Consider the following 17,902-nt stretch of genomic DNA (forward strand, 5'->3'; position numbering starts at 1 on the left):
CATCGATGCAAAGAGGTTCTGATAGCGATGTATGACCTGAGGCGAAACAAACCTTACGTGAGGGTGAAGATATGCGGCGTGACGCGCGTGGAGGACGCCGTCACGGCCGAGGAGGCGGGTGCCGATGCCATCGGCGTGGTGATGTACTCCGACTCCCCCCGCTCCATCGGACCGGAGAGGGCGGCGGAGATCTTTGCAGTGCTCGGCCCCTTTGTGGCGCGGGTTGTGGTGACCCACACAACGTCTCCGGCCGACCTCGACCGGGTGTTTGCCCTGCACCCGTCGGCCGTGCAGGTCTCACACCCCCATGCGGTGCCGCCGGGTGCGGGTGTGCAGGTGATCAGGGTGGTCGAAGGCGTCCCCCTCCCGCCCCGTGCCGATGCCTATATCGTGGACAGGAGTTGCGGGACAGGCAGGCTCTTTGACGCGGAGGCGGTGCGTGCGGTCATGCGGGCGAGCAATGTGCCGGTGGTCCTCGCGGGAGGGCTCGGTCCCCGGAATGTCAGGGCCGCGGTGGAGGCGTTCCGCCCCTATGCCGTGGACGTCTGTTCGGGCGTGGAGCAGGAACCGGGCGTAAAGGATCCTGCCCTGATCAGGGCATTTGTAGCAGCGGCACGCGGCTTTTCGCCTGAGGAAAGCGGTAGACCTGCCTGATCGCGCACCCTTCTTTTTTGAATACGGCATTAAGGTACTCGGCCTTGAGGGGCGTGATCCTGATGACGTTCATCTCGATCGTGAGGCCTGCAAGCCTCTCCATGTCGATGCCCCTGAGAGTGAGGGCCTCCCTGTGACCCGGGCTCTCCGGCCTGAGAACCTCGGCCCGGCCCATGAGCTGGAGCCCCCTGATCTCCTCCGGCGAGGTATCGTCATTGTAGATGGCGAGGGCGGCCGCGGGGTTCTGGATGAGGTGGGCGAACTTCTCCCCCCCTTCGCTGTAGATGTAGACCATGCCGTTGGCATAGATGTAGTCGATAGGTGTCGCCCTCACCCGGTCCCCGTGGCCGGTCGCGAGGACACCGGTCCGGTGGGCCCGGAGGAAGGTCTCGATCCCGGCGAGGAGTTCCTCCTCAGGCACCCGGCCCTCCAGGCACTCGTTCTTCTCCCGCAGGGCCAGGGCGAAGGCGGCGACCGCCCCCATGTCTGTGAGGTCGTGGTCTTCGAGGACGAATCCGGTCTTCCGGGCATAGAGGGTGAGGGCGGTCAGGTCGTCCCTGTCGAGCCGTGCGGTACTGAGACGGCCACCGAAGGCGACGGCAGGCACCTCCCTCCCGAGATGGTCCCTGAGCTCGGCAAGGTAGGCCCGGCCCTTCGGGATGTTCAGGCAGGTGCAGAAGAGGGCGACCGGCTTTTTCTTCAGCCAGCCTGCATTGGTCTCGACAAAGCGCCGGATCGAGGGGGCGATGTCGCCGTTGTAGATGGGCGTGCCGATCACGAAGAGGTCGAAGGACATGAGGTCGCCCGTGAATTCATCGGGCCTGCAGGTGCGTGCCGGCCCGAGTACAAGTGCGATCGCCCCGGCAATCTCCTTTGTCGCCCCGTACTTGCTCTCGTAGATGACACATGTCCGCTGCATGTGCTCCCCTCTGGCATGCATACTATTAAATATCTGGTGTCCGGGGCCGGACCCCGGACAGAGACCCGGGTGAATCCGCCGTTATTTCTCTCTCGGCTCTCCGTAATGATACGTTCTCGGGTCAGGGAAGAACGAAAACGGCATTCTGAAGAGGGTGATTGCCCTCCCTCCCCCTATCTGAATGAGGGGTTCGTCAAGAATGCATAAGGTTCAGAGTTGAAAATTCTCAGAGAGGTCATCCCAAAACTGATCATACCCTCTGTCCTGTCGATGGAATGATCGGTATGTGGTTCTGAAAAATCCTGTTCTGGCGTCCTGTCCGGGGGGTTTCACCCCCCGGTCCCCCCATTGCGATAGGAGGTGGATGACAATCTCCTTCATCAGGATCTCTGGTCTCTCTTCCCCGACCCTATCCTGTTTCGGGGATCAGGGGGCGTCAGTCCCCCGGCGAAGAGGTAGGGGAAGGCGGTGGTTTCGCACGATTCTTCAGGGAATTCGGGAAGACATCGACCCGATCATGAGATTTTCTCCCGAGGTCAGCATGCGGGGAAAGGGGAATGAACGAGAGTTTTGGGATATGCTCAGAGTCAAAAAAAGATTGTGTGGCCGTCGGGATTTTATCTCCCGCCGACGCCGCCACCGCCAAAGCCGCCGCCACCGCCGAAACCGCCGCCACCGCCGAAACCGCCGCCACCGCCGCCGCTCGACGGCGGGGAGAAGGCGACGATCGGGACGAAGGCGATGTGCATGTTGGAATAGAGGGGCATGCCGACGTCTTCGACGTTGATGTTCAGACCCTTCATCGCCTCCTCGACCCTGTCGCCGACGCCGAGGGCGGTGCCGTAGACCAGCCACTCGCCCCACATCGAGACGTCTTCAGGGGTGTACTTCCTGATCTGCGCGAGGTCGGAGAGGAAATGCGCGAAGGCGTCCCACTCCAGTTTTTCCTTGTAGTGGTCGTCCTTCCAGTGACCGAAGAGAGTGGAGGGGAAGACGAGGGCGAGGACCACCTGGACAACAGCGACGCCGGCGAGGAGAGTCGCGGGGACGGCGATGGACTCCGTCGCCGGAGCGAGGACGATGACCAGGATGCCGAGGCCGAGGACGAGAAGGCCGGGGAAGAGGAGCGGTGCGACAAAGCCCCGGCCGTCCACCGCGTATTTCCCGGAGAGGGAGGTGTCCACGCTGCTCTGGAGGGCCTTCAGGCTGCTCTGGAACTGGGTAAGCGTCGTCTCCACCGTCCTGTCGTGTGCGGCCCTTGCCGAGAGGGCTTCCAGAGTGGCGCTGTCGAAGGTCCCGCCTTTCGTGAGGTTGGAAAGATAGGTGAGCACCCTCTGCTCGTACCTGTCGTCCGAACGTGTCCTGTTGACGGTGATCAGCACGCCCTTCCCGTCTGTCTTCTCCTTGACCGTCACCGCGCCCTTCCTGTGGAGGTCGAGCACGGTCGCATAGAAACCGTTCTCATCGAACTCGTTTACGTCGCCCTTGAAGAGGAGGTTCACCTGCCAGGGCTTGAGGGAGGTGTTCGGCGTGACACTGAGGTACTCGGGGACAGTGTAGCCGTTCTCCTGACCGTACCGGCGGTACAGCCAGAAGAAGACGAGGGGGAGCGCGAGGACCAGCAGGACGGCAAGGGTGTGCAACCCTGACGCCGCCTGGTACGGGAGGTTGTACCAGAACGCGCCGGACTCGGTCTGTCCTCTGACATCGTCCACCTGCCGCGGGAACCCATCGAGCTTCTCCGCTGCACCGGCAGGGAGGAGGAGTTCCACGGCGACGGGGTCGTTCTCCGCGGCCTCTCCGGTGATCGTGACGGTGCCGCCCTCCCGCTTCATCTCAAGACTCGACGGGTAGGCGTACACGGATTCGATCCCCTCCCAGTCAGGGAGGGTGATTGAGAGGTGGCGGTAGGGGATGTGCTCTCTCACGAGTTTGATGTTCAGGTGAGTGGCAGTGCTGTCGTACTCGATGGGGGGCCTGACCTGGAAGGTATATTCGACAGAGTACGTTCCTTTGTCGAAGTATCCGGGGTTGTAGATGCCGACCTCGTTGTGGTAGGCCTTACTCCTGATGAAGGCCTTATCTGACTCGGACGCGCCCGGCGAGACGGTGATCCCGCCGGTGTCGTCCTTCGCGTAACCGACGGTCCCTGCAGGCACGTCCATGCCGACGTACCTGATGTGCGGGAACGATCCGTCGTAGAAGAGGAGGGAGTCGTCGAAGTAGCGGAAGAGCATCCTGTACTCTCCGTCCGCACTCACCTCGTAGGTGTATCTCTCTATCAGGGTACCATTCTCGAAGAGGGTCACCTGGTAGTCGTCGACGACGAGGTCGCCCTCGAGGAGGGGGGGCAGGACGACTGCGGCACCGGCGGCGAGAACACCAACAAAAAGGGTGATGAGGACGAGGGCAGCGATCTGCCTGTTTTCACTCAACCTCTGTCACCTCAGAACTCGATCTTCGGCGCCTTCTCGATCTCTTCCTCGAACTCCAGGTAATCGAGTTTCTTCATGTGGATGAGGGAGGCGACGATGTTTGAGGGGATCGTCTCGGTCATCGTGTTGAGCTGCTGGGCGATGTTGTTGTAGGTGTAGCGCTGGCGGGCGATCTCGTCCTCGATGTTCCTGATGGAGGACATCAGTTCCGAGACTGTCGTCTGCGTCTTGAGGTCGGGATAGGCCTCGGCGACTGCGAAGAGTCTGCCGATGATCGACCTGGACTGCTTCTCGACCTCGTTGAGGTCGCCGGGGTCGGCCTTGCCGACGCCTGCCCGCATCGCGGTGACCTGTGTGAGGGTCTCCTTCTCGAAGGAGGCGTAACTCTTCACCGAGCCGAGGAGTTGCTCGATCTGGTCGAGCCTCTTCTTCATGGCAACGCGGATCTGGCCGAGGGTCGCCTCGCCTGAGTTCTTCAGGTTCATGAACCTGTTGTAGATGCTGATAAACCAGCCGACGATGACGATCAGGACGATCGCGATGACGGCGATGAGGATGATAGTACCAAAATCCATATATTCACCTTGCTGAAAGGTCGCTTTCCCGGGATATGAAGATATATGTCAGACGGTCCGGCATGCGTGTCTCTGTCACACTCACCCTCCTCTCTGCCCGGCAGCCCCTCTTGACCGGGTGGGCGTCAGGGTCTTTGTCCGGCCCCCCGTCTCGTTGCGTCCCTCCCTGCCGATCTCTGGTGTGAAGATCGTCGGCAGTCTTGTGGCGGCGCGGCCGGTCATTGACGTGAGCGCTGTGCCGTCTGTGGCTTCTGCGTCAGGAACTGCCCGGCCCATGGGGGGGGACCCGCGCTCTGGCGGGTTCCGATATACAATATCAGTCCCGCCGCACGGCGTACATCGCGGCGAAAAGAGATAGGGTGACAGAAAACGCCCCGAGAGGGGAGCGGGCAGCCTCTGACTCTGCCGGTCTCGTCTCATCGGGGGCGTTCAGGGCAGGTGCTGTCGGCGTGGTCGCGGTTTCTCTAGCAGGCATCTCCTCCCGGGCCTGATAGAGAGTCACTCTTTTTCCTTCGTCTGCTGCCACGATCCTCTTTCCGTTGCCGGAGACTGCAAGGGCATGCGCCGGAGTGTCGACGACAGTGCCGATGATCTCGCCCCCTGGCGAGCGGAGGACGATCCCCTCGCCGCCCACGGCGATCAGGGTTCCTTCCTCTGCAATCCCAACTCCCGGAAGTCTGTCTCCTGAAACCGTTGTCCAGAGAAGATTGCCGTTCCTGTTGATGCAGGAGGCCACGCCGTGGTCGGCACCGACGGCGATATATGACCCGTCACCTGTGACTGAGCAGGAGAGACTGCTGCTTCCGGTGCCATAGCGCCACAGCAGTCGTCCATCGCCCGCGTATCTCAGCACCATCCCGTTTTTCGCTCCTGCCACGAGGGACGTGGCGTTGTCGGCGAGGTCCAGGGTGACGATGTCATCGTCGGTCTGAACTGACCATGACTGCAGAAAGACTCCGGTGGCGTTTTTCCTGAAGAGCGCCAGGCTTTCATTGTCAAAGGCCCCGGCAATGCAGGAACCGTCCGGGGAGACCCCGGCTCCGAGGGCAAAGTAGCCGTTCGCATGCCTGAAGATCCTGCTGCCGGTGCCGTCATATGCCCTGAGGTCTTCCCCACCGGTGACAACAAGGGAACCGTCCCCTGATATCCCGACAGTCCGGGCGTGGTTGCCAGGTACCTCCCAGAGAAGTGCGCCGCCGACAGAGTAGCAGGAAAGAGTGGAGTCGGTAAGGACGGCAACTGTCGATCCGTCTGCCGAGATGGCGACGTCGTTGACGGTATCTGCAACCGTCTTTTCCCATGTGGGTGCAAAGGACGGCCCGGCATGTGCAGGAGCCGCTGTCATGGAAAAAAAGAGGACGGCGATGAGGAGCAACTGTGGCGTTCTCATCCCGTCCTCCGAAGAAGAATACAGGTCCCGAGGAGTGAGATCATACCGGCGACGGCGCCGAACCCGGGTGCCGGCACGGCGGTTGTGGGTGCGGCTGCCCCGGCTTCAGGGAAGAGTTCGGGGTGGATGTCGGCGGCGACCTCTTCAAGGGCGTCGACGATCCGCGGGCCGCCGCGGTCGATGATGTCTGAACTGACGATGTATACCCTGCCGTCCTGCACGGCTTTCATCTTTGCAAAGCGGGGTTCGTTCACGAAGTACTGGTAGATCATGTCGGTTCCGCCGTCCCCCATCCCTGTCCCGGAGTTCACCAGGATGATATCGGGGTTGGTGGTGATGAACCGCTCCATGGTGACGATCTGCCAGCCTTCAATGCCGGAAAATGCGTTTTTCCCGCCGGCAAGGGTGATGAGTTCGTTCTGGAAGGTGGCGTTGCCGCTCACCCATATGGGGTCGTACCAGACGGCGTGCATCACGGTTGGGCGCTCGGTGGTCGTCCCGACGGTGGCGGTCACGGCGTCGATCCGCGTCTGCATGGACGTTCTCAGGGCGGCCGCTTCGGCGTTGCGTCCTGTCGCCTCCCCGACGAGGGCGATGTCGCGGAGCGTCCCCTGCAGGGAGTCGGGGTTGAGGGCGACGACCGTCAGGCCGAGGTTCCTGAGGTGGTTGACGACCTCCTCGGTGTTCCCGTACGCCGCAAGGACGAGGTCGGGCTTTGCCGCCACTACTTTCTCGATGTTCACGGTGGAATACCCGCCGACCTTTGGTTTGTCCTGTGCTTCGGCAGGATAATTGCAATAATCGGTGACGCCGACCACCCGGTCGCCGAGGCCGAGGGCGAAGAGGATCTCGGTGTTTGCCGGAGACAGGGAGACGATGCGCCGGGGTTCCCCGGCGACGGTGACGCTCACACCGAAGTCGTCGGTGACGGTCACCGGTTGCCACGCAGAGGAGGTCGGTGCCGCGGTCGTCTGTACCGTCGGTGCTGCTACCGTCGTCGTCGTGGCGCTCGCCTTCGGCGTGGAGAGCGACGGCGTCTTCTGGCCGGGGAGGATGGGATAGGGTTTCCCGAGCAGGGCCGGGACCGCCCGCGCCGTCATGCCGCAGGGGTTGTCCGCGGTATAGGGCGTCCAGTTGAACGAACCATCGGTCTGCTGGAGGGCCAGCAGGTACGAGACCGCGTCTTTGCCGTTCTTTGACCACTTCGAGGGGTCTTCGCCCGCGGCAGTGGCGGCCTGGACCACCCATGCGACCGATGCAGCGTTTGACGAAGACGACCCGCCGTAGTTGAAGCCGCCGTCGTCCATCTGGTGCTTTCTGAGATAGTCGATGGCCTTTGCAACGGCGGGAGAGTCCTTCGGTTCACCCGTGGCGATGAGTGCCATGACCACGGCCGCCGTGTCGTCGGAGTCGCTCTCCGCGCCGGGCATCCAGCCGTAGCCACCGTCCTCGTTCTGCTGGCTCTTCAACCAGGCCGTGGGCTTCTCTGTCTTTTCACCCGCAGCGGCGAGACCGAGGAGGCCCCAGTACGTGGTGTAGACGAAGTCACCGAACTGACCGTCGGCCTTCATCCGCCCCTTCAGGTCGGAGAGATAGTCGCGCCCGTTGAAGGAGTGCGGGTCCTCGCCGACGGCGGCGATGAGGGTCACCATCTTTCCGAGTTCGGCCGTCCCCTCGGGCTTCGAGGCTTCTTCGCTGTTTTTCCAGTAGTCGATAGCCGATGTGCCGTTCACCGTCCACGTATGGGGGTCATCGCCTGCGGCGACGATCGCCATCACGGCAAACCACGAGGTACCCGGGTTTGTCTCCCTTCCTGGTTCGGCGAAACCGCCGTCGGCCTGCTGGCAGGATCTGATGTAGTCCATGCTCTTCTGGACGGCCGGGTCGGCCGCGTCCGTCGGGTAGGCGGCACCGAGGGCGCAGCAGGCGGTGCAGAGAAGAATAAGAATAGGAAGTGTCAGTCTCATTTCAGTCATCCCTTTTTCGTATCATGTATGCACCTATTCCAATAAGAACGCCGGTAAACACCGTAAAAATGCCGATCGGCGTCTTCTGCGGTGTGGTCGTTGCCGGCGGCGCTTCCGTGGAGGGAGGTGCGGTTGGATCTGTCGCATTCACCGGTGCTTCCTTCTCGCCGAGGGCGAGGAGCGCGAACCCGGAGAGTCCTGACGGGGATTCGGCCTCGAAGATCGGGTTGCCTGCACTGTCAGTCCCGGCCTGATGCGTCTCCAGGAACTCCACCGCCCCGTTGTCGGCGATATGGGCGATACGCACGGCGCCGGCGCCCCCGTGCTCCTCAACCCATGCAGGGGGAACGGAGATCCTGATCGTGGCGCCGAGGATGTCCTCGCCGTTGGCGATGCCGGTCTTCTCCAGGTGCATCACGCAGGCGACAGCGCCGATGCCTTTCTCTTCATCCGCTGCGACCAGCGCGATCGCCGACCGTACCGCAGGGGTAAGGGCCGGGACATAGGTCACGTTCACCTGCGCCTCGGCGGGCACGCCCCTGAGCGAGAGGCTGATCCTTCCCCCAACCTCTCCTATCCCCTCGATCGTTCCGGTGACCGGGTCCAGTTCTGCGGTGACGCCCCTGATAAAGCCGCTGGCCACGCCGTTCGTCTGTGTAATGTCGCCGGTCAGCACGGTCATCAGAAGGCCCGGACGTGCAATGATGATGCGGTCTCCCTTCACGGTCACCTGCTCTCCGGTGTTTCTGGGGGTCGTGTCGACCGTGATCCGCGACATGCCGCCTTCGGTGACGATGGAAACACCTGCCGGAAGACCGAGCGTGATCACCGGTCCGGTGGCGGGTCCGGGGCTGGCCACAGTGCCCGTGCCGGCGGATTCAGAATCGCCGCCGTCAGAACTCCCGCTCCCGAAGACGACCTTGAGATAGATGGGGTCTGTCGAGGTTTCAGGAGTGGCGCTCATGCTCTCGCTGTAGTAGAAGACGACCTTATCTCCGTTGTTCACATGGTGGGAGTTGGCGCCGACGGCCGGGGAGACGCCATTGACCTGGTACATCCACCCGCTCGTCCCCTGCCCTGCCCGGCCGTTGACGGAGGTGAGGTACAGGGTGCCGTAGGCGGCGTACCATGAGTCGCGGATCACGTAGGACGCGCCTGAGGCGTCGAGCGCACCAAGGGCGGTCCTGCGGTCGACGGAGTAGGACTTCCCGCTCTCCGCGGTCACGTTGAAGGTGCCCGACCCGAGGTACACGTCTTTCCAGACGGTCGAATCGCTATCGCCGCCGCCACCCCCGTTGCCGGGGCCTTCGCCGCCACCACTCTTCGCAATGGCAACCGACCGCGTGGTCGTCTCGCCGCCTGCGGTGGCGGTGACGGAGAGGGTGCCGGTGGTGTAGGGGATGTACCTGACCGTTCTTCCCTGTACGAAGATCGGCGTCCCGTTGTTCTCCTGGAAGATGACGAATGCCTCCTCGTCGCAGGTGACTGTCACCGCGGATCCTGCCGTGCTCCCCGAGACCTCTACGGTCAGGGCCGCAACCGGCAGGGCGCAGACGGCGACCGCCAGCAGCAGACAGATCAGGGTCAGGCGATGGTGCATTCGGATCCTCCGCTGTGGGAGATCAGGCCGGCGGGATAGTTGTCCAGAGAGTAGATGCCGGCGTACAGGGTGTATGTGCCGGTACCTGTTCTGGCCGGGACGGAGACGATCACCGGGATACGGACGGTCTCTCCGGCGTCCAGCATGACTGTGCCGATCCCGGCGATTGCGTCGCCGCCGCTGTTCGTCCCGCCCACGACAATACTATACCATCCGCTCCTGTCTGCCGAGGCCTCGACCTCTGTGATGATATACCCGCCGCGCGTCCCGTTTGTCAGTGGAGGGGTACCGACTGTTGCCTCTGTGACCGTGACATTGATATCGACGACATATGCCGCCTCGTCGATGAGAGGCGCATAGGTGGTGGAGTTGAAGGGGCAGTAGTAGAAGGTGAGTCTGTCGCCGTCAACAAGGTCGTTCCCCCCGAGCCCTGCGGGTGTCGCTACGCCGTTGACGAAGATCGACCATGACTTTGCATTCGGCTGTGTCCAATCCTCGTTTGCAATGCTATTGATGTCTTCGAGGTAGAATGAGCCGTATGATGTGTAATCCGCATCCGATGCGTTGAAGGTGAACCTTCCTGCCTTCGCGGCTGTGTCGAGTGCGCCGAGATCGGTGGTGCGGTTGATCTCATGGGAGGCGGAGGCGTTGTTCGACGGGACAAATGTGAAGGTGGTGTCGGAGAGTGCGACGCTGCCTTTCCAGATCACTGTGGGGCCGGAGGAGGCGTTGATGTCGATGATGAGGACGTACGTGGCTTCATCGATAATGGGTGCATAGGTGGTGGAGTTCGTGGGGCAGTAGTAGAATGTGAGTTCATCGCCGTCTTCGAGATCGTTTGCCCCGAGTCCGGAGGGTGCCGGCGAACCATTGACGAAGATCGACCAGGACTTTGCATTGAGTTTTGTCCAGTCCTCGTTGGCGATGCCTTCGATGTCTTCGAGGAGGAATGACCCGTATGATGCGTACCACGCGTCCGATGCGTTAAAGGTGAGCCCTCCTTCGGTTGCGGCTGTGTCGAGTGCGCCGAGATCGGTGGTGCGGTTGATCTCATAGGAGGCGGAAGCGTTGTTCGACGGTACGAATGTGAACGTGGTGTCGGAGAGTGCAACACTGCCGTCCCAGATCACTGTGGGGCCGGATGAGACGTTGATATCGATGGCGACGACATATGCCGCCTCGTCGATGAGAGGCGCATAGGTGGTGGAGTTCGTGGGGCAGTAGTAGAATGTGAGTTCATCGCCATCTTTCAGGTCGTTTGCCCCGAGTCCGGAGGGTGCCGGCGAACCATTGACGAAGATCGACCAGGACTTTGCATTGGATTTTGTCCAGTCCTCGTTGGCAATGCCTTCGATGTCTTCGAGGAGGAATGACCCGTATGATGCGTACCACGCGTCCGATGCGTTAAAGGTGAACCCCACTTCGGTTGCGGCTGTGTCGAGTGCGCCGAGGTCGGTGGTGCGGTTGATCTCATAGGAGGCGGAGGCGTTGTTCGACGGTACGAATGTGAAGGTGGTGTCGGAGAGAGAGACACTGCCGTCCCAGATCGTTGTCGGAGCGGGTTTTCCTGCACCGAAGGCATAGAATCTGTTGTTCTCCGCGCCGATATACAGGACGCCGTCGGAGACCGCTGGCGATGAGGCATAGAAAGCGGCAAAGGTGCCGTCGCCGGGGTCTGGCAGGGCATATGACCAGATTTTACTTCCGGTGGTCATGTTCACCGCGTACACGGTGCCGGTCTTCTCGTTGGTTCCGAAATATACGACCCCTCCCGCGATCACCGGCGAACCATCAATCCGTGCACTCTGGTAGACCCAGAGTGCGGTGCCGTCAGTGGCATTGTAGGCGTGAAGGCCGTTGGACGAGCCGACGATGACAGTCCCATCCGCGACGGCGGGCGTCGACGCTGTCCCGGTGATGCCTGTGTTCCAGGCCGCCGCACCGCTGGCTGCATTGAGGGCGTAGAGGCTGTTTGCCGTCGTCACATAGACCTTTCCATCGCCGACAACCGGCGTCGATTTCACGGCGGTCGGGAAGGTGGCGTTCCATACTTCTGCGTGGGTTGAGGCATTGATGCAGAAGATACTGCTCTCATTTCCGGCGACAAAGACCTTCCCGTCTGCTGCTGCAGGAGAGGTAAAGTAGCCTACGGCTCCGCTCGTGGGGAAGGACCATGACCCGACGCCTTCAGGCGTGAAGGTATGCAGCACGCTGTCCGAGGCCGAAAGGGCGTAGATCTTCCCTTCATAAACGAGGGGTGAGGAGGAGAGACCGAAATATCCCGTCGTGTCGATCTGGTCGCTCGACCAGAGCGTGGACCCTGTTCCTTCGTCGATGCAGTAGAGTTTCCCGTCTGTCCCGCCAAGATAGACATGTCCGTCGGCGACGGCAACGCCCGAGACTGACCCGACGCTCGGACCGCCGAGTTCGTTCGTCCAGAGTTCTCTACCCGTGGTCGCGTTATAGCAGACAAGCCCCATCGGTCCGCTGTTGGTGGAGTCCATGTCCGGCCAGGTAGGTACAAAGACCTTTCCGTCATGGACTGCCGGCGAACCGTCGGCGTACTCGGCGGTCTCCGCCACCCATAGGGTGGTGTTTGTCAGGGGACCGGCGGAGAGCGCCGCCCCCGTCCGTCCGCTGTCCGCGTGGAACATCGGGTAATCGGCCGCCGCAGCCGGTGCGGCCAGTATCAGCAGGAATATGCAGAATATCTCTGTACCATAGGATTTTTCAGCCATTCACATTCTCCCTATTTTATTATACTTAACACAGAATTATTTGATAAGATGATATGGTTTTAGTTCAAATATATTTTGTTTTCGCGCGTTGCGATCCTCTCGATCTCGCCTACCATCCCAGACGATATATAAATATGATATTATGTATTGAGGATACTGGTGAGTGCCATGATCTGCATGGGATATGCAAGCATCTCTCCCGAACTGGTGGAGAAGATGAAGAAACTTGAGAAGGAGATGGGCGTGACGCTCCTTGCATACGCGAAACCGACCTATTCGACGCTGAAGGACGACGACCTCAAGAAGATCCAGGCCCTGGAGAAGGAACTCGGACTCTCTCTCGTCGCGTACGAGGTCTGAGATCATCGGGTGGGGGAAGGCGGGACGCGTGCCCCTCTTTTGGAGGTGCACACATGCCGCTCTGCACGTGACGAGGAATGCATTCTTTTTTTCACTTGAGTAAATTTATTTGCATTAAGATTGCATCATTTGTAGAAGAATTCATGCAAAGAAAAAACTGGACGATACTGGTTTTCTTATTCTTTTTCCTTCTCCTGAGTATCGTCCTCTCCACCGCCATCGGGACGAGCGGTCTCTCCCTCCTCCAGATGGACCCGGAAACCGTCTCCATGCTCCTCTTTGACGTGCGCCTGCCGCGCGTGCTGGCCGCCCTCCTCGTCGGCGCCGGCCTTGCCGTTGCCGGCACGGCGATGCAGGGCCTCTTCAAGAACGCGATGGCCGACCCCTACATCATCGGCACCTCGTCGGGCGGCGCTCTCGGCGCCGCCATAGCGATCGTTTTCTTTGCGGGTATGGGCCTGCCGGTCTTCGCGTTCGTCGGCGCAACCGCGTCCACCATCCTTGTCTTTCTCATCTCCCGCCGGGACGGCAGGGTGGCGGTCGAGACCCTCCTCCTCTCCGGCATTGCGGTGTCGATGTTCCTCTCCGCCATACTCTCCTTCATCATGTACCTCTCCGGGAGCAGCCTCCACCAGATCATGTTCTGGCTGATGGGCGGGTTCTGGAACATCTCGTGGGACAACGTCTGGGTGGCCCTCTCTATACCTCTCGGCTGCCTCGTCCTCTTCGTCTTTGCACGCGACCTGAACGTCATCTCCCTCGGTGAGGAGGACGCGGTCCACCTCGGCGTCGATGTCGAGAGGCTGAAGGTCGCCCTCCTCCTCCTCTCGTCGTTCATCACCGGGATCGCCGTCTCGGTCGCCGGTGCCATCGGCTTTATCGGGCTCATCACGCCGCACGTGATGCGCCTTCTTGTCGGCCCGGACCACCGGATCCTCATCCCCGCCTCCATGATGGCTGGCGCGATCCTCCTCCTCTGGGCCGACACCCTCGCCCGCACCCTGCCGAGCGAGATCCCCGTCGGCATCGTCACGTCGTTCTTCGGCGCACCGTTCTTCATCTACCTCCTCCGGAGCAGGACACGGACATGACAGAGATAATGGTCCGGACAGAAGACCTTGGCGTCGCCTACGGAGACGTCCGGGTGCTGGAGGCGGTCTCCCTTGCAGTGACCGAAGGGTCCTTCATCGGGGTCCTCGGGCCGAACGGTTCGGGGAAGACCACCTTCCTCCGTGCGCTCTCCCGGATCCTCGAACCTTCGGCCGGGACGGTCTCTATCGAGCAGAAAGAACTCTCGGAATTTTCGATCAGAGAACTTGCCACGCGGGTCGGTGCCGTCCCGCAGGAGACCGGCGTCACCTTTGCCTTCACCGTCGAGGAGATCGTGCAGATGGGCCGCCACCCCTATCTCGGCCCTCTCTCCTCGCTGAAAGAGGAGGACTACACGATCTGCCGCCATGCGATGGAGCAGACCAACACCGCCCACCTTGCCGACCGCCTGATCACCGAGATCAGCGGGGGCGAGCGCCAGCGGGTTCTCATCGCCCGTGCCCTCGCCCAGCAACCGAAGGTCCTCCTCCTCGACGAACCCACCTCTCACCTCGACATCAGCCACCAGATCGAGATCCTCTCCATTATCAGGGGACTGACCCCCCGCGTCACGGTCATCGGCGTCTTTCACGACCTCAACCTTGCGGCATGCTTCTGCGACAGGATCGTCCTGCTGGAGAAGGGGCGGGTCGTCGCCGCCGGCACCCCGGCAGAGGTGCTCACCGACGAGACCATCCGCAGGGTCTTTGGGGTCGGGATGATGGTCCGGACCCACCCCCTCACCGGCCGGCCGTACCTCGTCCCGCGGTACGATCAGGCCCTGACCGGGGATGGCGGCGGTCTGCACATCCATGTCGTCTGCGGCGGGGCCACCGGGGCCGAGACGATGTACGCCCTCTCTGCCCGGGGGTACCGCCTCACGGCTGGCGTTCTTTCGGCTAACGATTCAGACTGTACTACAGCCGAGGCCCTCGGCATCGACGTCGTCAGGGAATCCCCCTTCGCCCCGATTTCGTCCACGTCCCTTGCGTCCCTTGCCGGTGTTCTCCAGACCGCCAATGCCGTCGTCGTCACCGAGATGCCGGTGGGGCCGGGGAACATCGCCAACCTGAGGGCCCTCACCGGGTTGCAGGGCCCTCCCATTTTCGTCCTGGCGCATTCGGGGACACCCATTTCAGTGCGCGACTATACGGGTGGCGAGGCGACCGCTATCTTCTCGACGCTCTGCCGTGACGGTGCCGTGGCCGTCAGGAGCGTGCCCGAACTCCTGGAGAAACTGGGAGGCCTGGTGGCGGTCGGGGCATGACCGTCCCTGTCGGCGCCTCCACCTACTGCCTCATGGACAGACCCCTCGTCGAGGCGCTGGAGGCCCTTGCCCGTGCCGTCCCCCTCGTCGAAATTCTTTCCGACTCCTCCCACTCACTCTTCTCCTGTGCCGACGTCTGCACATCATTCGATCTCAGGTACACCGTCCATGCCCCCACCTCCGACCTCAATATCGCCACCCCCAACGAGAGGATGCGAGAGGCGTCTGTGCAGATCATCGCCGACCTCGCCGTCATCTGCGACGAGATCGGGGCGGAGAGGCTTGTCATCCATCCGGGCTTCTGCATGGAGAGGGGAGTATGGGCGGCGTCGGAGGCGGCGCTCCTCTCCTCCCTCAGCGACCTCTCCCGCCTCCAGGAGGGCGCCGCGGTCACCTTTGCGATCGAGAACATGGGCTCATGGAGTTGCTGCCACTTCAGGGACCCCGGCCTCCTGCCCGTTCTTGACGACCTCGGTCTCGGCTTCGCCCTCGACGTCGGCCACGCCTGCCTCACCGGCACTCTCGACGCCTTCCTCAGGGAAGGACGACCTGTCCACCTCCACCTCCACGACAACCGCGGCACGATGGACGAGCACGCCGCCTGCGGTTCTGGATGCATCGACTTTTCGGCCGTCAGGTCTGCCCTCTCCCCGTCGACGACCGCCGTTATCGAGGTGCTGAAACCAGCGGCTGTGGGGGAGAGCCTTGTATATCTGGATAGGATGTGGTGAGGGGAGGTTGGGGCTCTCCTCCGGGGGGCTTTTGCCCCCCGGCCCCCCGCGTTAGGATATGCGGGGATGGCAATCCTCTCTTCAGCATTTTCTGCTCTATCTTCCCTGTTCCTATCATGAGTGGGGAACGAGCGATAGCAAACTCGAGAAGACCGTTAGGTCTTCGAGGTGCGAGCAGAGCGAGCTTGAGAAAGCCATTCGATTTTCGAGTAGTCCCCTGTGAACTTTAGAGGGAAGGCAGAGGGCAAGTGCTCTTTCAGAGATCCGCCTGAAGCGTTTTTTCCGGGCCTGATGTTCATCACACCCACGTACCAACAGAACCCACGCGAAGGTGCATACAAAGTCCCGCACTGCCGGGGACAAACAGAAAAAAAGGAGATTGGATTTAGACGAGCATCTTGATCGGGTGCTTCTCGGCCTTGAGTTCGCCGCCGAGCTCCTTGAGAGCCTCGGTAAGGACGATGTCGCTGAATGCAGCCGCGGTGGCGATGCCCTCCATGTTCTCGATAGGCCCGAACATGATCAGGTCCGCACCGAGGGTCATGGCCATGATGTTGCAGCCGATATCAGGGGCCGCCCATGCCGTCTGCCTGATGCCTTCCATGCCGCCGAAGTGGTGGTGGGACATCTGCTCGAGGAGGAGGTCCTTGCCCTCGTACTGGGAGGCGAGGACGCTCTTGCGCCAGCGCTTGAGCCAGGTCCAGGAGACAGTCATGTTGTGGTAGGCGCCGCCGGTCGGCATGCCGTGGATCGCCTTGCAGGCGAGGATCTCACGGAAGGAGCCGCCGGATCCGAGGCCGAGCGGAGTGGCCGCAGTGTCGAGGATCGGGCGGGTGATGCCGCACTCCGCGGCAATGTCGAGCATGGACTGTGCCTGGCCAGCAACGCCGCCCTCGGCGAGCACCTTCTCACGGCCGACGACCGACGGGTCGCCGGGGTTGAAGGCGAGGACAATCGCTGAGTTGACGTCCGAGTTTTTCAGGGCCTCGATGCTCTCCGGGGTGATGGAGCCGTTGATCGAGTTGTAGATCGCACGGTCCGCGATGCCGACCTCGGTGACGTACTTGCAGGCGTGAGCGAGTGCGTCCGGGGCCGAAGAGTCCATCAGGAACGGGGTCTTGTCGTCGATCGAGCAGAACCAGTCGAAGTAACTCTCGAACGCCTCGCCGTGCTCGGCGATGATCTGGATGAAGAACGGGTTCCCGGTCTGGTCATACAGTTCCTGGGTCCGGTTCCAGAGCGCCTCGGCCTTTGCCTTGTCGATCTTTCCGGTGTGGTCGTCGAGCACTACCTCATGCTTGTTGTAGAAGATGGATGCGCCAAGCACTCTCGGGTACTCGCCCGGCTGGCCACCGATCTTGATGCCGTTAAAGTCCCAAACGGCCTGTTCCTTCTCAAACTTGAACATACTGATCTCGCCTCCTTACATCATCAGTTTCATTATTTTCGGGAGCAGGAACACGATCATCTCAAAGACGACCAGTCCGGCCACCAGTCCATAGAGAATGCCGATGTCACGGCCGATTTTACGACCGACACGCTGGGCGACCTCGGCATTTACGAACTCAATCTTCGTTTCGATGTCATCGAGTCTCTTCTCGATCTCGAGGAACTGCGGGTTTGCACCGGCGACCGCTGCACCAGCGGCACCGCCCTCAGCTTCCTTGACTTCGACGACAATCGGTGCCTCGCCGAATGCTCCGGGGTCCTTGCCCTTGAGTTCGGCGATCTTCGCCTTGATTGCGCCGAGGTCTTCGGACTCCATGATATCGACGATCTCGGTCTGGGCCTGGAAGCGCTTGATCGCCGCGTCATCGAGGTTCTCGATGAAGGGGATAGCGCCCTGCGACCCGACAACCTTGCCGCCCTCGACGCCGCCCTCATGGAGAGCCTTGAGGGTCTGGCCGGACAGGTGTCCCTTGACCTCGGTACCACAGAGGAGGACAAATCTGATGTTCGGGTTTGCGACGATGTTTGCGATGACCTTTTCAAGGCCGAGGTTCTCGGTCTTGCAGGACCCGCAGAGTGCTGCGCCTGCGTCACAGATAGCCTGCTCGTCGAGGTGGGAGCCCATGGTGACGACTGCGACACAGGAATTTGCGTCGCCCGAGTGGAAGTCACCCTTTACGAGGGGCCATCCACTTGCCGGTGATGTCTTGTCTGCCATTTTCTTCACC

At 61.6% G+C, this 17,902-nt stretch carries 15 protein-coding genes; 5 read left to right on the forward strand and 10 right to left on the reverse strand.

Going from position 1 to position 17,902, the window contains the following annotated elements:
* The first annotated feature begins 57 nt into the window (after window positions 1-57).
* Complete coding sequence (locus MEFOE_RS03360) at window positions 58-654, forward strand: phosphoribosylanthranilate isomerase (RefSeq protein WP_067052898.1); 597 nt, start codon at window positions 58-60, stop codon at window positions 652-654.
* On the opposite strand, the gene MEFOE_RS03365 is transcribed toward MEFOE_RS03360, so the two are convergent.
* From MEFOE_RS03365 to MEFOE_RS03400, 8 genes are all read right to left on the reverse strand, one after another.
* Complete coding sequence (locus tag MEFOE_RS03365; protein WP_067048332.1) at window positions 593-1,573, reverse strand: flavodoxin domain-containing protein; 981 nt, start codon at window positions 1,571-1,573, stop codon at window positions 593-595. The two genes, MEFOE_RS03360 and MEFOE_RS03365, sit on opposite strands and share 62 nt — an antisense overlap.
* Before the next feature lie 617 nt (window positions 1,574-2,190).
* Complete coding sequence (locus tag MEFOE_RS03370; protein ID WP_067048334.1) at window positions 2,191-4,008, reverse strand: DUF2207 domain-containing protein; 1,818 nt, start codon at window positions 4,006-4,008, stop codon at window positions 2,191-2,193.
* 11 nt (window positions 4,009-4,019) lie between these two features.
* Complete coding sequence (locus MEFOE_RS03375) at window positions 4,020-4,583, reverse strand: LemA family protein (RefSeq protein ID WP_067048336.1); 564 nt, start codon at window positions 4,581-4,583, stop codon at window positions 4,020-4,022.
* A gap of 81 nt (window positions 4,584-4,664) precedes the next feature.
* Window positions 4,665-4,859: a hypothetical protein gene (locus tag MEFOE_RS03380; protein ID WP_067048338.1), complete on the reverse strand. Its 195-nt coding sequence runs from the start codon at window positions 4,857-4,859 to the stop codon at window positions 4,665-4,667.
* 40 nt (window positions 4,860-4,899) lie between these two features.
* Complete coding sequence (locus tag MEFOE_RS03385) at window positions 4,900-5,973, reverse strand: WD40 repeat domain-containing protein (protein WP_153015859.1); 1,074 nt, start codon at window positions 5,971-5,973, stop codon at window positions 4,900-4,902.
* Window positions 5,970-7,940, reverse strand: a complete 1,971-nt coding sequence (locus MEFOE_RS03390; protein WP_083523312.1) for a helical backbone metal receptor — start codon at window positions 7,938-7,940, stop codon at window positions 5,970-5,972. The genes MEFOE_RS03385 and MEFOE_RS03390 overlap by 4 nt, the downstream gene beginning before the upstream one ends.
* 1 nt (window position 7,941) lies before the next feature.
* Entirely contained in the window at window positions 7,942-9,540 is a 1,599-nt protein-coding gene (locus MEFOE_RS03395) for a DUF4430 domain-containing protein (protein WP_067048343.1), read from the reverse strand.
* Window positions 9,525-12,278 (reverse strand): outer membrane protein assembly factor BamB family protein, encoded by a 2,754-nt coding sequence (locus tag MEFOE_RS03400; protein WP_067048345.1) that lies wholly within the window; start codon window positions 12,276-12,278, stop codon window positions 9,525-9,527. Before MEFOE_RS03400 ends, MEFOE_RS03395 begins: the two co-directional genes overlap by 16 nt.
* 159 nt (window positions 12,279-12,437) lie before the next feature.
* Here MEFOE_RS03400 and MEFOE_RS03405 point away from each other — a divergent pair, with 159 nt between their 5' ends.
* From MEFOE_RS03405 to MEFOE_RS03420, 4 genes are all read left to right on the forward strand, one after another.
* The gene (locus MEFOE_RS03405) at window positions 12,438-12,638 is read left to right on the forward strand and encodes a hypothetical protein (protein ID WP_160329479.1); all 201 of its coding nucleotides are present in this window, start codon (window positions 12,438-12,440) and stop codon (window positions 12,636-12,638) included.
* Window positions 12,639-12,781: 143 nt separating this feature from the next.
* A complete protein-coding gene (locus tag MEFOE_RS03410; RefSeq protein WP_067048349.1) occupies window positions 12,782-13,729 on the forward strand; it encodes a FecCD family ABC transporter permease in 948 nt (315 codons plus the stop codon).
* A complete protein-coding gene (locus MEFOE_RS03415; RefSeq protein ID WP_067048352.1) occupies window positions 13,726-14,994 on the forward strand; it encodes a heme ABC transporter ATP-binding protein in 1,269 nt (422 codons plus the stop codon). Before MEFOE_RS03410 ends, MEFOE_RS03415 begins: the two co-directional genes overlap by 4 nt.
* Complete coding sequence (locus MEFOE_RS03420; RefSeq protein ID WP_067048354.1) at window positions 14,991-15,725, forward strand: sugar phosphate isomerase/epimerase family protein; 735 nt, start codon at window positions 14,991-14,993, stop codon at window positions 15,723-15,725. Before MEFOE_RS03415 ends, MEFOE_RS03420 begins: the two co-directional genes overlap by 4 nt.
* Window positions 15,726-16,110: 385 nt before the next feature.
* On the opposite strand, the gene mtrH is transcribed toward MEFOE_RS03420, so the two are convergent.
* On the reverse strand, window positions 16,111-17,133 hold the full coding sequence (mtrH, locus tag MEFOE_RS03425) for a tetrahydromethanopterin S-methyltransferase subunit H (RefSeq protein WP_067048356.1): 1,023 nt from the start codon (window positions 17,131-17,133) through the stop codon (window positions 16,111-16,113).
* Between the two features lie 15 nt (window positions 17,134-17,148).
* Window positions 17,149-17,892: a tetrahydromethanopterin S-methyltransferase subunit A gene (gene mtrA / locus MEFOE_RS03430; protein WP_067052904.1), complete on the reverse strand. Its 744-nt coding sequence runs from the start codon at window positions 17,890-17,892 to the stop codon at window positions 17,149-17,151.
* Window positions 17,893-17,902: the final 10 nt, after the last annotated feature.

Source organism: Methanofollis ethanolicus, assembly GCF_001571385.1.
GTDB lineage: Archaea > Halobacteriota > Methanomicrobia > Methanomicrobiales > Methanofollaceae > Methanofollis > Methanofollis ethanolicus.

What these genes read in the sequence shown, in the direction of transcription:
- MEFOE_RS03365 (WP_067048332.1), bottom strand. Translation starts at nt 1,573, where the DNA reads ATGCAGCGGACATGTGTCATCTACGAGAGCAAGTACGGGGCGACAAAG.
- MEFOE_RS03375 (WP_067048336.1), bottom strand. Translation starts at nt 4,583, where the DNA reads ATGGATTTTGGTACTATCATCCTCATCGCCGTCATCGCGATCGTCCTG.
- MEFOE_RS03380 (WP_067048338.1), bottom strand. Translation starts at nt 4,859, where the DNA reads ATGGGCCGGGCAGTTCCTGACGCAGAAGCCACAGACGGCACAGCGCTC.
- MEFOE_RS03385 (WP_153015859.1), bottom strand. Translation starts at nt 5,973, where the DNA reads ATGAGAACGCCACAGTTGCTCCTCATCGCCGTCCTCTTTTTTTCCATG.
- MEFOE_RS03390 (WP_083523312.1), bottom strand. Translation starts at nt 7,940, where the DNA reads ATGAGACTGACACTTCCTATTCTTATTCTTCTCTGCACCGCCTGCTGC.
- MEFOE_RS03395 (WP_067048343.1), bottom strand. Translation starts at nt 9,540, where the DNA reads ATGCACCATCGCCTGACCCTGATCTGTCTGCTGCTGGCGGTCGCCGTC.
- MEFOE_RS03400 (WP_067048345.1), bottom strand. Translation starts at nt 12,278, where the DNA reads ATGGCTGAAAAATCCTATGGTACAGAGATATTCTGCATATTCCTGCTG.
- MEFOE_RS03410 (WP_067048349.1), top strand. Translation starts at nt 12,782, where the DNA reads ATGCAAAGAAAAAACTGGACGATACTGGTTTTCTTATTCTTTTTCCTT.
- MEFOE_RS03415 (WP_067048352.1), top strand. Translation starts at nt 13,726, where the DNA reads ATGACAGAGATAATGGTCCGGACAGAAGACCTTGGCGTCGCCTACGGA.
- MEFOE_RS03420 (WP_067048354.1), top strand. Translation starts at nt 14,991, where the DNA reads ATGACCGTCCCTGTCGGCGCCTCCACCTACTGCCTCATGGACAGACCC.
- mtrH (WP_067048356.1), bottom strand. Translation starts at nt 17,133, where the DNA reads ATGTTCAAGTTTGAGAAGGAACAGGCCGTTTGGGACTTTAACGGCATC.
- mtrA (WP_067052904.1), bottom strand. Translation starts at nt 17,892, where the DNA reads ATGGCAGACAAGACATCACCGGCAAGTGGATGGCCCCTCGTAAAGGGT.